Source organism: Pedobacter hiemivivus (genome assembly GCF_004331685.1).
Taxonomy (GTDB): domain Bacteria; phylum Bacteroidota; class Bacteroidia; order Sphingobacteriales; family Sphingobacteriaceae; genus Pedobacter; species Pedobacter hiemivivus.
Window position 1 is genome coordinate 1 of the sequence record NZ_SJSM01000028.1, and the last position, 13,518, is coordinate 13,518.

Annotated in this window: 15 protein-coding genes and 1 pseudogene; 2 read left to right on the forward strand and 14 right to left on the reverse strand. The window is 38.4% G+C overall.

Annotated elements, in window-relative coordinates; translation table 11 throughout:
• A pseudogene (locus EZ444_RS24080) lies at positions 1 to 264 on the forward strand (IS4 family transposase); the annotation flags it as partial.
• A gap of 74 nt (positions 265 to 338) precedes the next feature.
• On the opposite strand, the gene EZ444_RS24085 reads toward EZ444_RS24080, so the two are convergent.
• The 7 genes from EZ444_RS24085 to EZ444_RS24115 form a co-directional block, all read right to left on the reverse strand.
• Complete coding sequence (locus tag EZ444_RS24085) at positions 339 to 578, reverse strand: DUF6814 family protein (RefSeq protein WP_131612177.1); 240 nt, start codon at positions 576 to 578, stop codon at positions 339 to 341.
• Positions 579 to 590: 12 nt separating this feature from the next.
• Entirely contained in the window at positions 591 to 2,135 is a 1,545-nt protein-coding gene (locus EZ444_RS24090) for an MFS transporter (RefSeq protein ID WP_131612179.1), read from the reverse strand.
• Positions 2,136 to 2,314: 179 nt separating this feature from the next.
• The gene (locus EZ444_RS24095; RefSeq protein WP_131612181.1) at positions 2,315 to 3,364 is read right to left on the reverse strand and encodes a nucleoid-associated protein; all 1,050 of its coding nucleotides are present in this window, start codon (positions 3,362 to 3,364) and stop codon (positions 2,315 to 2,317) included.
• 9 nt (positions 3,365 to 3,373) lie between these two features.
• A complete protein-coding gene (locus EZ444_RS24100; RefSeq protein WP_131612183.1) occupies positions 3,374 to 4,165 on the reverse strand; it encodes a TerC family protein in 792 nt (263 codons plus the stop codon).
• Between the two features lie 79 nt (positions 4,166 to 4,244).
• Positions 4,245 to 5,456, reverse strand: coding sequence for a hypothetical protein (locus EZ444_RS24105; RefSeq protein WP_131612185.1), 1,212 nt, complete (start codon positions 5,454 to 5,456; stop codon positions 4,245 to 4,247).
• On the reverse strand, positions 5,453 to 5,977 hold the full coding sequence (locus EZ444_RS24110; protein WP_131612188.1) for a hypothetical protein: 525 nt from the start codon (positions 5,975 to 5,977) through the stop codon (positions 5,453 to 5,455). The genes EZ444_RS24105 and EZ444_RS24110 overlap by 4 nt, the downstream gene beginning before the upstream one ends.
• Positions 5,964 to 6,524 (reverse strand): RNA polymerase sigma factor, encoded by a 561-nt coding sequence (locus EZ444_RS24115; RefSeq protein ID WP_131612190.1) that lies wholly within the window; start codon positions 6,522 to 6,524, stop codon positions 5,964 to 5,966. The genes EZ444_RS24110 and EZ444_RS24115 overlap by 14 nt, the downstream gene beginning before the upstream one ends.
• A gap of 147 nt (positions 6,525 to 6,671) precedes the next feature.
• Between EZ444_RS24115 and aspS the strand changes: the two genes are divergently transcribed.
• Positions 6,672 to 8,417 (forward strand): aspartate--tRNA ligase, encoded by a 1,746-nt coding sequence (gene aspS, locus EZ444_RS24120; protein WP_131612192.1) that lies wholly within the window; start codon positions 6,672 to 6,674, stop codon positions 8,415 to 8,417.
• 80 nt (positions 8,418 to 8,497) lie between these two features.
• Here the strand turns inward: aspS and EZ444_RS24125 are convergent, their stop codons facing one another.
• The 7 genes from EZ444_RS24125 to EZ444_RS24155 all read right to left on the reverse strand — a co-directional run bounded on the left by EZ444_RS24125 (position 8,498) and on the right by EZ444_RS24155 (position 13,475).
• Entirely contained in the window at positions 8,498 to 8,950 is a 453-nt protein-coding gene (locus EZ444_RS24125; RefSeq protein ID WP_131612194.1) for a hypothetical protein, read from the reverse strand.
• Positions 8,925 to 9,308 carry a phage holin family protein gene (locus tag EZ444_RS24130; protein WP_131612196.1) on the reverse strand — a complete coding sequence of 128 codons (384 nt, stop codon included), beginning with the start codon at positions 9,306 to 9,308 and terminating at the stop codon, positions 8,925 to 8,927. Before EZ444_RS24130 ends, EZ444_RS24125 begins: the two co-directional genes overlap by 26 nt.
• A 23-nt stretch (positions 9,309 to 9,331) precedes the next feature.
• Complete coding sequence (locus tag EZ444_RS24135) at positions 9,332 to 9,601, reverse strand: YtxH domain-containing protein (protein ID WP_090783244.1); 270 nt, start codon at positions 9,599 to 9,601, stop codon at positions 9,332 to 9,334.
• A 52-nt stretch (positions 9,602 to 9,653) separates the two neighbouring features.
• Positions 9,654 to 10,706 (reverse strand): AI-2E family transporter, encoded by a 1,053-nt coding sequence (locus tag EZ444_RS24140; RefSeq protein ID WP_131612199.1) that lies wholly within the window; start codon positions 10,704 to 10,706, stop codon positions 9,654 to 9,656.
• An 11-nt stretch (positions 10,707 to 10,717) separates the two neighbouring features.
• On the reverse strand, positions 10,718 to 12,118 hold the full coding sequence (locus EZ444_RS24145) for a sigma-54-dependent transcriptional regulator (RefSeq protein ID WP_131612201.1): 1,401 nt from the start codon (positions 12,116 to 12,118) through the stop codon (positions 10,718 to 10,720).
• 151 nt (positions 12,119 to 12,269) lie between these two features.
• A complete protein-coding gene (locus tag EZ444_RS24150; protein ID WP_131612203.1) occupies positions 12,270 to 13,052 on the reverse strand; it encodes an enoyl-CoA hydratase/isomerase family protein in 783 nt (260 codons plus the stop codon).
• A gap of 3 nt (positions 13,053 to 13,055) precedes the next feature.
• Positions 13,056 to 13,475, reverse strand: a complete 420-nt coding sequence (locus EZ444_RS24155; RefSeq protein WP_131612205.1) for a cobalamin B12-binding domain-containing protein — start codon at positions 13,473 to 13,475, stop codon at positions 13,056 to 13,058.
• Positions 13,476 to 13,518 lie beyond the last annotated feature (43 nt).

Genomic DNA, 13,518 nt, shown 5'->3' on the forward strand with positions numbered 1-13,518 from the left:
CGGCGGTGGGATATCGAGGTATTCTTTCGTTTTTTAAAACAGGAACTCAATCTAAGTCACCTTATCTCATTGAACAAGAATGGAATACAGATCATCTTATACATGACCTTAATTGTGGCAATGATGGTCCTGATGTATAAAAAAGCTAACGACCTAAGTTATAAAACGGCTAAAAGAAGACTAGCTATGGAAGTCAGAGACCTGGCAATGGCTTTAATTGTCGTACAATGTGGAGGAGATCCTGGACTGTTTTTCAAGACATAAAAGAAATGGTCGGAATTTCTTCCGACCATGACTGGTGTTATCACACTCTTTTTTTTTATAATTATAAAGCCCCGTTATTCTTCCGGCAATTTATCATACTCTCCTTTCAGCGCATAATAGCCAAATATGACTAGACCGGCACTGATTGGGATAAAAATGAAGAGGATAATCCCCCATTGCAATGCTGTATTTGTTCTATGCACACCTTCTTCGGCTAAGCCTACTTTCTCTATGGCTTGCATAAACATAAATATGATAGACGCAGGACCCAATATGATCCAAACTACTCCTAATGCTTTTTTTATTGCGTTCATGATCTAAATGTTTTAATGGTTTTCTGATTCGCCCTCGTTGTGATCTGGCTTTTTATTAGATAAATACACTGTTCCTATAACTAAACTCAAAGCCGCTATCCCTATTGGATACCATAAGCCCGACAAAGGCGTAGCTCCCTGGAAACTGACAATAAGTGTAGCAATAAACGGCACCAAGCCTCCAAAAACACCATTACCAACGTGATAAGGTAAAGACATGGATGTGTATCTGATCTTGGTAGGAAACAGCTCGACCAAAAAGGCAGCTATTGGCCCATAAACCATCGTAACCAGTAATATCTGGAAGAAAATCAACAATACAAACTTCCAGAAAATAGGCGTTGATAGTTTTTTATCTTTATAAGCATCTGGTAATTCTACGGCAGGCTTACTTACATCCGCGAACTTAGTATGCGATTGTATCTTGTTAAATGAAGTTCCATCCAATAAGGTGACCATTGAACTGGTGGTAATCAAACTGTCTGTTGTTCCCACAACGGCAGTCCGGGTAACTACAGGGTTAGAAACCTCTTTGATATCCTTTTGCTCAATCTTTGAAACATCGGTATCGTCCAGAAAGATCTGATATATCGGTCTATAAAATATTACACCTAAGAGCATTCCTGCTAGCATAATCCACTTGCGACCTACTTTATCACTCCAGGATCCAAAGATCACAAAGAAAGGAGTCGCAAAGGCAATGCCCCACAAAAGAATGTATCTCGAATCATTAAAATCAACATGACAGGTGTTTTCTATAAATGATTGTGCATAAAACTGTCCTGTATACCAAATCACTCCTTGTCCCATTGTAGCGCCAAACAGGGCAAGCAGTACCATTTTAAAATTCGTTTTGTTATTAAAACTCTCTTTTAATGGGTTTTTAGATACTTTACCTTCTGATTTTAACTTGGTAAACATTGGCGACTCATGCATCTTCATCCTGATATAGATAGAAACACCAACCAATAGGATAGACAATAGGAATGGTATTCTCCAGCCCCACTCAGCAAAACTTTCTGCACCCACCAAGTTTTTGGTCACCACAATGATTCCCAGAGAAAGAAATAATCCTCCCGTAGCGGTAGTTTGAATCCAACTGGTAAAAAAACCCCTCTTGTTTGCTGGCGCATGTTCAGCAACATAAGTTGCCGCTCCGCCATATTCGCCACCCAGGGCTAAGCCTTGTATCAGGCGTAATATTAACACCAATATAGGTGCTGCATAACCAATGCTTGAATAGGAAGGAATCAATCCGATGAGAAAGGTCGAACCGCCCATCAACACAAGGGTTAATAAGAAGGTATATTTTCTGCCAATCAAATCGCCAAGGCGACCGAATACCAATGCTCCAAAAGGGCGCACGATAAAACCAGCTGCAAAAATGGCTAATGTGTTAATTAAGGCAGAAGCCCCAGCATCTGCGGGGAATAATTGTGATCCAATAATGGTGGCTAAACTTCCGAAAATGTAGAAATCATACCATTCAATCAGCGTCCCCAGGGAGGAGGCGCCTATAACTTTAAAAATACTGCTTTGTTGTGGTTCTTGACTCATATTTGGCTTAAACGTTTGACTTAAAAAATAAATCTACCATTTATTTCTAATTATGAGCAAAGCAATTCCGCAAAAATGTTAGAATAATTCAAATATTTTTTACAGTATCGAAAAATTAAGCAGGATTTATTTAAATATTAGCATTATAATGCTTAATCTGAAACAAAACTAGTACTGCCTTATTCTTCATCTTTAAAGAAAACCTTATAATAATTCATGGATTTATCGTCATCAAAACCTTTTTCGATTAGTTCTTTGTCACCATGAATATAAATATGGAAATTCTTATCCAGCTTTAATACGCTTTTATAAGCCCGGGCCTGCTTTTTCACCGCAGCACCTGAAATATCAAAACTGTCCGGAATAGGCTGGTCAAACTCCTCTTCAAAATTCTTCTTATAGGTTTTAAAGGATTCTATGCCCTCCGCATTGCCAATCACTTCATTAGAAAATTCCTCGATGTCAAAGCTTTCCTTTTCTTTGAAGTATTTCATCGATTTGTTAAGCAGATCTATTTTATCAGCCTTTGAAATATCAAATTCCTGATCCAGCTTCTCGGTTACAAAGTTTTTATATACCCCTAAAACACCTGCGGTTTGATTATAACTATCATTTCTGATTTTAAGCTTCAAAAACTCATCCTTCCAGTATACCGCTTCTGCACTTCTTTGGTCAATTACAGCAACTTTAAATCCTTCTTCTTTATCCGTATTAAAAATCAAGCAACCTTTGTCCAGTTTATTGATATTTATTGCTTCCTGCTCATAACTTAAACCGAAGCCATCTTGCTCAGGAAAAACTTTTAAATAGCTTTCTTTCGTTTCAGATTTAAAGATTCCGATCGCATCGTGAAGCTCTCCTTCTATTTGTACATTCTCAAAATAGGCCACATAAAGCTCCCCAGATTTAATTTTTGGGTGCCCTGACACGTCGTAAAGGTACTTAGCCAGCTGTTTACTATTCTCATGAAACGTTTCGCCATTTGCAAATATCTCTGTAGCGAAATGATAGGTTTCATTCAGGTTTAAATCACCGTTGGGATGAATAAAACGGTATACCTCATTTACCTTTTCATAAGGGCTTAAAAAGTACTGCTGTAGTAAATTGCTCAGTGTAATGTCTCTGATCGCAATTGATTTTTCAGACAATACGTAAAACTCATCTTCGGATTTATTTCCGATACGGTGTATAGATAATTCGGCCAGTGAGGCCTCAAAAAAAGAAATCATGCAGAAAAATTAGGCTTTATTTTCGTTTTCATTTGGGACATTACGAAGCGCAACTGGCTTCTTCGCATTTTTCTTCATCTTCAAATTCAGCATTTCTACTAAAATAGAGAAGGCCATCGCAAAGTAAATGTATCCTTTTGGTATGTGCTGGTCAAATCCTTCGGCCAATAATGAAACTCCAATTAGCAACAGGAAGGATAAAGCCAACATTTTTACCGTAGGGTGGTTATTCACAAAATTGCTAATGGCACTTGCGGATATCATCATAATAATTACAGCAATAACCACTGCAGCGATCATAATTTCTACGTGCTCTGCCATACCTACAGCAGTAATTACAGAATCTAAAGAGAAAACAATATCTAACAATAAGATCTGGATAATCACACCAGAAAAAGAATATACTTTTCCCTTGATTTCCTTTTCTTCTTCACTCTCCAACTTATCGTGGATCTCGTGCGTACTTTTATAGATTAAGAACAATCCGCCGATAATCAGGATTAGATCGCGACCAGATATAGCCAATTTACCAAGCCATTCTGAATCGGTAATGTTAATCAGCGAACCAAGATTAAACAATGGTGCAGTTAAGCTCATTACCCATGTTAGGGACAAAAGCAATAAAACGCGAGTAATCATTGCTAAAGCCAAACCAACCTGACGTCCTTTTTTTTGCTGGTGTGCAGGTAGTTTACCAGACAGAATAGAGATAAAGATAATGTTATCTATCCCCAAAACGATCTCAAGAACGGTTAGGGTTAAAAGTGAGATCCAGGCCTCTGGGCTGCTTAAAAGTTCCATATGGTAATTTTATAGCCGCTAAGATATAAAAAAGCTTGTTGATAAATCAAAAAGCAATTGAGTTGTGCGTGCTAATTTTTCAATTGACAACGGCCGATCCGTAGCTGGAAACGAGATTTACTTTCGCATTCCCTCCGGCACCTATCTTGCCTGTATACCGTCGATTCTGCTTATCTCCTTCAACTTTCACTGAAATTCCGGCCCCGTAATTAAGCGATGAATTGCTGGTAGATGCATCTAAACTACCGTTATAATTACTGTTAAATTTAATGTTGGTTTTTACATAAGCACAGTCAACAATTAAGGACTGACAATCAACATTTACATCCTCAATATTTAAACTATTGTATTGGATACTCAGCTTAGCATCGCCATTTAAACGCCCTAGCTTTACATTGCTGTATTGTGCATTTAAATTTACCCCATTGGCTACACCTATGTTGAGGTCGCTGTATTGATGCGAAATTTTAGCATAATTCTTAATTGTCCCGATTCGAACATTGGCATAAGCAGCGTCCAGCGTCAATTGGCCAACTGTGCCAATAACTAGCCCCGCGCCATATTCTAGTGAAATATTGGCTTTTTCTAGAATCGTATTGATCTTTACAGCCGCATAAGACGAATTAAGAGACAATGTCCCAACGCTTCCTATCGTTAAACCATTTCCATATTCCTGCGAGATTTTCGCTTTGTTGATACTTTTAATCGCCGTGCTCCCATAACTGATGGAAAGATCATTATTACTATTTTTCAGATCTCCTGCCGAGAAATTTCCGTATTGTACTCCTGCAACAACTGAACCTGTAAAATCACCTATACTTACATTTCCGTATTGATGTAATAGCTTCAAATTATTTGTCTCAGGCATATAGACCATAAATTCTACCCTGATTTTCTTTCCATTTAGCCGTTTACTCCCAGAGAGTTTTGTATCTAAAATTACTACGCCCTCATTTTTAATGGCATTTACAGTAACAAACTCTGATAATTTCCGAGCATCCAATTCAGGACTCCCATACACAATCACATCAAGCCGAACCTCATTCTTATTCCATGTTCTAACGTTTAATGTGCCATACTGGTTATCTAAAATAACTTTATCAGAGGCATTTACAGCAAAGGTCTTACTGATTTTACTTACCCCAGGATCCTGCTCATCAATTTCGCGTCCTACTAGCGAACCAGGCCTAGTGTATGGAGCCACTTTTGTCTCAGCAGCATAAATACACTGACTTCCAATAGATCCAACGAGACAAATGATAATGCTAATTATTCCCCTTAACCCTTTCATATTTGATTTTCCCTTCTATAATTATCAACCTGACTAATCACGGATAATTGCTGGCTGACAATCTGTAATTGCGTTTCCAGATTTTGGGCCATCGCCTTAACTACCAATCTTCGATCTGGACTACGCCGCAATTCATTTTTTAACCGTTCATAATCCTTATCCAATCCATTAAGATCTTCGTTAAATTTTTTATACAAATCAGGATTGTCTTTTGCATAAATCAGCAAGCTGTCCTTTTTTTCCTCAATCAAGCTGGCAAACTTCATTTCCTCTTTTTTGTATCCTGAATTTATCGCCGAAAGTTCAGATCGGTCATTTCTAACATAAAACTTGAATAAACATACTCCCCCTACAACCAATAGGACAGATGCAGCTATGCTTAACCAAAACGGAAACTTTCTGTTGCTATTTATTTTTTGCTGATTCAACCCAGCGTCGATTCTTCCCCAAAGTTTATCTGATGGTATTTCAACATCGAAATCTGCCTTATTTTTTCTTATGTAATCCTCAATATTTTTCATCTTTTACCCCTCCCTTTATCAAAAAATCATTCAATTTTAGTTTAGCCCGCATAAATTGTGAGCGTGATGTTCCTTCAGAAATCTTTAATACGTGAGCAATCTCACTATGGTCGTACCCCTCAAGCAGGTACAAACTCAACACTACCCGATATCTGTCAGGAAGCCCCATAATAGCTTGCCTGATTTCTTCTGCCTTTAGCTCCAAACTATATAAATCCGGTTCCTCCTCCTCTGCAACCTCCACATCATCAATATTTACAAAATCCACTTTCCTTTTTCTCAGCTGATTGATGGATTTATTGATTACAATTTGCTTTAACCATAAACCAAATGTTGTTTCACCTCTAAAGCTGTCAATCCTTGTAAAAACATCTAAAAAAGCTTCCTGCAAAATATCCTCAGCTTCTTCGTCAAAATTCACAATCCTATACGCCACATTGTACATAGCCTTAGCATACAATTTGTAAATTTCAAATTGTGCCTTACGGTCTCCCTTCCTGCATTGATCTACAAGAGCGATGTGCTTATCTATGTATGCGATTTCCAATATTTTGCTATTCGTTATATATGACAATGCAAATTCAGAAACGTTGCATCTTTATTTAAAAATTCTTGAATATAACAAGTAAAATCATTCCGGTTTGAAATATGTGGTTCAAAATGAATATTTTTGCCGCTTAATACTTTAATAATAATGTTAAGAACAACTACTTGCGGCGCTTTAACCATTAAGAACCTGGGCGAAAATGTAACCCTGTGTGGCTGGGTTCAGAAATCAAGAGATTTAGGAGGAATGACTTTCATAGACATTCGCGACAGATACGGCATTACTCAATTGGTTTTCAATATGGATGACAATCGTGATTTGTGCGAAGCTGCCCGTAATTTGGGCCGTGAATTTGTAATCAAAGCAATCGGACAAGTAGTAGAGCGTTCTAACAAAAACCTTAAAATGCCAACAGGTGAAGTGGAAATAAAAATCACTGCACTCGAGGTATTAAACGCGGCAAAGTTGCCTCCTTTCATGATTGACGATGAAACTGATGGTGGTGATGATTTACGTATGAAATACCGCTATTTAGACTTGCGTAGAAACCCTGTCCGTAATAACATGATTTTACGTCATAAAATGGCACAGGCCGTTCGTCGTTATTTAGATGGACTAGACTTTATTGAAGTAGAAACCCCTGTCTTGATCAAATCTACACCAGAAGGCGCAAGAGATTTTGTTGTACCAAGCAGAATGAATGCGGGTGAGTTTTACGCTTTACCTCAATCGCCTCAAACCTTTAAGCAATTGCTAATGGTTTCTGGGTTCGACAGGTATTTCCAAATTGTAAAATGTTTCAGAGATGAAGATTTACGTGCGGATAGACAACCAGAATTTACGCAGATTGACTGCGAAATGTCGTTTATTGAGCAAGAAGATATATTAAATACTTTTGAAGGGTTGATCCGTACTTTATTCAAAGACCTGAAAGACTTTGATTTGCCAGAAGTTCCAAGAATGCAATATGCTGACGCCATGCGTTTGTATGGTTCTGACAAACCTGATACTCGTTTCGAGATGCAGTTTGTAGAGCTAACTGAGCTGGTTAAAGGAAAAGATTTCCCTGTATTTGACAATGCAGAGCTGGTAATTGGGATCAATGCTACTGGTTGTGCGAGCTATACACGCAAGCAGGTTGACGAACTAACTGACTTCATTAAACGTCCGCAAATTGGTGCTACAGGTCTAATTTATATGCGACACAATGAAGACGGCTCATTAAAATCTTCTGTAGACAAATTTTACAGCGAAGATGAGCTTAAAAAGTGGTCGGCAGCCCTAAACACCCAACCTGGCGACTTAGCGCTTCTAATGGCAGGAAATACAGATAAAGTACGCAAGCAGTTGAGCGAGCTACGTCTGGAGATGGGTACTCGTTTAGGTTTACGTGATAAAAATAAATTCAGTGCCCTTTGGGTGCTTGATTTCCCGCTATTAGAGTGGGATGAGGAATCAGAGCGTTTCCATGCTATGCACCATCCTTTTACGTCACCAAAACCGGAAGATATCGCCTTATTAGATACCGATCCGAAAAATGTGAGAGCCAATGCTTACGATATGGTGGTAAACGGTACTGAAATCGGTGGTGGCTCAATCCGAATCCATGACAGAACACTTCAAGCCTTAATGTTTAAACACTTAGGGTTCTCTCCAGAAGAAGCACAAAAACAATTTGGGTTCTTAATGGATGCTTTTGAGTTTGGTGCTCCTCCACATGGTGGTATTGCCTTTGGATTTGACAGGTTGTGCTCTATTTTCGCAGGTCTGGATAGTATCCGGGATGTAATTGCCTTCCCTAAAAACAACTCAGGAAGAGATGTAATGATTGATAGCCCTTCTACAATTGACGATAAGCAATTGAATGAATTAAAAATAAAATCAACAGTTTAGCATAAGATTAAGGTTAAAACCAAGAAAGCCAGACGAGATGTCTGGCTTTCTTGGTTTATAACAATACCGGGAGTGCTTAACTAATAAGTCTCACTATCGGGTGGAATCCCGTAATCCACATATTGTGGCGTCTTTTCGTCTTTCTTTTTAGTCCCTGTGAACCAGGATTTAACGGAATTGAAAATGGCAGATAAATGCTCCGCATCCAATGTTTTCCCCACTTTGTTTGAGGCCAGGCCAACCAATGTTTTAGTTAAAAATCCAGAGCCCCTAAATAAAGTTGTATTCATTAAAAAAGGCAATACCATAGACATAATGCTGCTGCTGATGTTTAGCTTATCATCAATCTTAAGGAAAGCTGAGGGCGTAGCATATCGCTTAATCAATCCACCTAAAGTAAATTGGTTAAGGTATCCTTTGGTATCCTTAAGCAATAAATCACCTTTAAGCTCATGTTCGGCCTTTAAAGTAGAAACCATAACATGCAGGTCATCAAGGTTGTTGATATTATATTTTCTGATCTTCTTCTTCATCCTTGTCTGCCAGTTTATTAAAATAATTCCTGATGGTAAAGTTAATTATTGCCTTTTCGATATATTTCTCTTTAGTAAAATACACAATAAGCGCCAGTAGCAAATAGAGAGCAGCTACGCAGCCAAAACCACGGGCATAACTACCTAATACATCTGATAAAAAGAGGGCCAAAGTAAGCGTACCAAACAAAAAGGCTAAAATAAAGCAAATGATCACGGCAGCGTTCGTTACCAGATCGGCAAATATCTTCGCCACCTTTTCTACCAGATACAACCTGGTATACTCTATCCGGGTATCTATATAATCTTTGGCATCGTCAAACAAGCCTTCAATACTCTTTTCTTTATTTTCCTGCATTATGATGTGGTTTTTGCAAGTTTTTAAGCGTGTTCCAAATCGTCATCAACAAATTCGTCCTCAGACTGACGTAGCTTGCTTTTAACAGAGCTAACGACCTTATCTTTCAAATTACTAAGGTTATTGATCTCATCTGCGGCCTTATCTTTAATAGAATCTCCAAGATCCTTTAACGATTGACTTAATCTATCTCTGGTTTCGCTACCCTTCTCCGGAGCAAATAGCAAACCCAGTGCGGTGCCGGCAGCTAATCCAACCAACAATCCAACTAACACTTTTGAATTATCATTCATAACATTTAAATTTTAACGGTTAACGATATATTTATTCTCCGAAACACCAGTATTACAACCCTTCGTGTTCAGAAATTGTTTTAATTCTTTCCAACCTTTCCGAAGCCATTGAGCTTGTTTCGTATATTTTAATCAATAGGATAAAATATGATAACAATAGTGGGCCATAAACCAGCCCGAGTATTCCGAATAAGGGTACACCAATAACTACGCCAATTACAGTTATAATGGGATGAATATTTCCAACTTTTTTCGCAATGATGAACCTCAGCACGTTATCGATGTTAATAATCACCAGAAAACCAAATACCAACATAGCCCAGCCGCTAAAGTCATTGCCATTAGCAATTTGTATTAAGGCGGCAGGAACAAAAATGATAGGTGGCCCCAATACAGGCACAAAAGAGATAAAAGTAGTTATTACCCCCCAAAATACAGGATCAGAATAACCCAACAAATAAAAAGACAGACCTAACAAACTACCCTGAACCATTGCAATAAAGCCCTGTCCCAACACATTTGCATAAGTCGTGTTACGCATCTCCTCGGCAAACCTTTGCGCATTTTGCGCCCTAAAGGGTGCATATTTTATCAATGCACTTTCAAACCGCTCTCGTTCGACTAGCATAAAGTACAGTAAAAAATACATCAGCAACAGCCCTAGTACAATATTAAATGCACCCGAGATGAGCGAGGGAAACAAGTCAGCAGCCCAAGTGCCGACCTTCTTTAAACCTTCTCCAATTAGCGTTTCCATATTCTCTCCTACCGGCACCAAATGTTGGAGCTTAAACAGAAGGCCTTTAAAATAAGCAGGGTCACTTTGCAGTTCGGCGATTTTTTTAATCACCATCGCACTAAGGGCATAAAATGGAAGAATGAGCACAATAACTGACATTGCCAGCAATAGCACAGCAGAGAAACTCTTATTCCATTGCTTAACATCGACCAGATACATAAATGCAGGTCGTAAAATGGTAAACAAGACCAGTGTGCTTAAAATGGAGCCAAAAATCCCCTGCAAAGAATACGCAATTAAACAACCTAATGCTATGATAATAACAAGATTGATATTATTCCGTTGCTTATAGTTGAAAATTGACATAATTATTCGCTTTATTTATCCAGGTTAATGGCCCTCATTTTATTGTAAAGTGTTTTTCTATCTATGTTCAGAATTTTAGCTGCTTTCGTTTTGTTGAAATTAACTTCTCTCAACACTTTTAAAATAGCCTCATATTCGGCTTCTAATGCCGCATTTTTTAAGTCCCTTGGACGCTCTGTGCGCGACATGGTCGTTTCTATGGCGTTAGCCTTTGCATAAGTCGAAATCTCTAATGGCAGTGCCTTCAGCTGAATTTCCTGAGATTCAGTTAACAAGGTCGCCCTTCTGATTACATTTTTCAACTCCCTTACATTACCTGGCCAGTTATAAGTTAAAAAGCAATCTTCAACCTCTTGTGAAAAGCCCAGCACATTCCGGCTAAGTTCTTGATTGGCAACTTCCAAAAATGTATTAGCAAAGATTAGAATATCTCTTCCACGCTGACTTAGTGGAGGAAGATCGATCGAAAACTCGTTAAAGCGATGATATAAATCTTCTCTGAACTTGCCTTTTTGAATGGCATTTGCCAGGTTCTCATTCGTTGCAACAATAATCCGCACATCAAGATCAATTTCTTTAGTACTGCCGATGCGCTTGATTTTCCGCTCCTGAACGGTCCTCAACAAGGCCGCCTGAATATCATAAGAAAGATTTCCTACCTCATCCAGAAAAAGTGTTCCACCATTAGCCATTTCAAAATGACCGATTTTAGTGTACAGAGCCCCTGTAAATGAACCCTTTTCGTGTCCAAAAAACTCACTCCCAGCTAGCTCTTTGGTTAAAGAACCGCAGTCCATAGCCACAAATGGGTTATCGCGCCTCGGACTGTTTAAGTGAATGGCTTTAGCAACAGATTCCTTCCCGGTGCCACTCTCTCCAGTTAAAATTACACTATAGGAGGTGGGGGCTACCAATTGAATCTGTTTTAACAAATGCTTTGAGGCACTACTTTGTCCAGCTACAAAATTATCTGTTTGGCTGTAAATCTGCCTTTGAAATCTTTGTTTTGGTGTTTCAGAAACTTCAGGTAAAGGATCTGCATTAAGCGCCATCTGAGTCTCAATGGATTTATTGATTGTATTCAAAATCTCATCAGGGTACAGTGGTTTTGTGATGTAATCATAAGCGCCAAGCTTGATCAACTCAACGGCTAACTTGATATCTGAATAACCAGTTATAATGATTACCCCTGTTCTAGGGTACTTTTCTTTGATTTTAATAAGCATCTCCTTACCATCGGTATCTTCCAGACGGTAATCACATAAAACTAAATCGTAATACTCTTTGGACAGATATTCCATCGCTGAAACACCGCTTGTAGCAGTTGATACACTAAACGAATTGCGCGTTAAAAATTTAGATAATAGTATCCCAATATTTATTTCGTCGTCAACAATTAATATTTTTCTCATAGGTATTTATTGAATAATACTGAGATAAATATATGTGGTTTTTTTTGTTATGGGAAATATTTTCTACACTTTTTATGTAAGTATTCCCCCAACCCAGATCATAAAATGGAGAAATAAAAGACAAAAAAGCAAGTTAAATCGTAAAAATCAACTATTTACCTTGAAAAACCGGCTTTCTTTTTTCTAAAAAAGCCCGCGTACCTTCTTTAAAATCTTCGGTGTTAAAACACAATCCAAATTCTTTTATTTCGATTTCAAATCCATTCGCTTCAACATCAAATGCAGAATTGACAGATTTTATTGCAGCTGCAATTGCTAAAGGCGCTCGTAATTTGATCCGATTTAAGATGCTTTCTGCTTTCGCTATAAGTTCTGATTGAGGAACCACATAATTTAACAATCCGATTTTTTCTGCATCCTCTGCAGAGATCATATCAGCTGTTGCAATCATTTCAATAGCCTTTCCTTTGCCTATAATTTGTGTCAACCTTTGTGTCCCTCCGTATCCTGGAATCAAACCCAGCGAGGTTTCCGGCAGACCCAATTTTGCGTGATCTGCACCAACACGAATATGACAGGCCATCGCCAATTCTAATCCACCACCAAGCGCAAAACCATTAATAGCCGCAACAACAGGTTTAGGACATTTTTCTATTGCATTAAAAACCAGCTCCTGTCCCTTTCTAGCCAGCTCTTCGCCTTGTTCGCCATTATAATCAGAGAACTCCGAAATATCGGCCCCGGCTACAAAAGCTTTTTCTCCAGCTCCAGTTAAAAGAACCCCCCTTACCTCATCCTGTTGTGAAGCAACAGCAATCACATCAGCCAGTTCAGCAAGTGTTTCTTTATTTAAAGCATTTAATTTATGTTCCCTGTTAATGGTTACATATAAAATCTGTTCTTTTAGTTCGGATAGAATATTTTGATAAGTCATAATCTAAAAATTTCTGTTTTCAGCAACCCAGTTTTTAATATAATTAACGATTGTCTCCATTGTTGTTCCCGGAGCAAATAACTCCCCCACTCCAATTTCTTTCAACTTATCCATATCTTTTTCGGGTATAATCCCACCGCCGGTAAGCAAAACATCAGTTACATTTTTCTGTTTCATGATCTCTACGATCTTTGGAAATACGGTCATGTGCGCACCCGATAAAATAGAAACCCCAATTGCGTCAACATCCTCTTGCAGGGCCGTATTCACCACCATTTCAGGCGTTTGGCGCAATCCGGTATAAATAACCTCCATGCCGGCATCCCTTAAAGAAGTAGCGATTACTTTTGCTCCCCTATCATGGCCATCTAGTCCAACCTTAGCCACTAAAACGCGGATAGGCCTTTTTACTGCATTGCTCATATTTTATGGTAATAAGTAGGCTGTAAATGTAAGTAAATTAGCC

Bases quoted from the DNA above. Each gene is read 5' to 3' on its own strand.
- EZ444_RS24090 (WP_131612179.1), bottom strand. From the start codon at position 2,135: ATGAGTCAAGAACCACAACAAAGCAGTATTTTTAAAGTTATAGGCGCC.
- EZ444_RS24110 (WP_131612188.1), bottom strand. From the start codon at position 5,977: ATGAAAAATATTGAGGATTACATAAGAAAAAATAAGGCAGATTTCGAT.
- EZ444_RS24085 (WP_131612177.1), bottom strand. From the start codon at position 578: ATGAACGCAATAAAAAAAGCATTAGGAGTAGTTTGGATCATATTGGGT.
- EZ444_RS24155 (WP_131612205.1), bottom strand. From the start codon at position 13,475: ATGAGCAATGCAGTAAAAAGGCCTATCCGCGTTTTAGTGGCTAAGGTT.
- aspS (WP_131612192.1), top strand. From the start codon at position 6,672: ATGTTAAGAACAACTACTTGCGGCGCTTTAACCATTAAGAACCTGGGC.
- EZ444_RS24100 (WP_131612183.1), bottom strand. From the start codon at position 4,165: ATGGAACTTTTAAGCAGCCCAGAGGCCTGGATCTCACTTTTAACCCTA.
- EZ444_RS24135 (WP_090783244.1), bottom strand. From the start codon at position 9,601: ATGAATGATAATTCAAAAGTGTTAGTTGGATTGTTGGTTGGATTAGCT.
- EZ444_RS24150 (WP_131612203.1), bottom strand. From the start codon at position 13,052: ATGACTTATCAAAATATTCTATCCGAACTAAAAGAACAGATTTTATAT.
- EZ444_RS24105 (WP_131612185.1), bottom strand. From the start codon at position 5,456: ATGAAAGGGTTAAGGGGAATAATTAGCATTATCATTTGTCTCGTTGGA.
- EZ444_RS24125 (WP_131612194.1), bottom strand. From the start codon at position 8,950: ATGAAGAAGAAGATCAGAAAATATAATATCAACAACCTTGATGACCTG.
- EZ444_RS24145 (WP_131612201.1), bottom strand. From the start codon at position 12,118: ATGAGAAAAATATTAATTGTTGACGACGAAATAAATATTGGGATACTA.
- EZ444_RS24095 (WP_131612181.1), bottom strand. From the start codon at position 3,364: ATGATTTCTTTTTTTGAGGCCTCACTGGCCGAATTATCTATACACCGT.
- EZ444_RS24130 (WP_131612196.1), bottom strand. From the start codon at position 9,308: ATGCAGGAAAATAAAGAAAAGAGTATTGAAGGCTTGTTTGACGATGCC.
- EZ444_RS24140 (WP_131612199.1), bottom strand. From the start codon at position 10,706: ATGTCAATTTTCAACTATAAGCAACGGAATAATATCAATCTTGTTATT.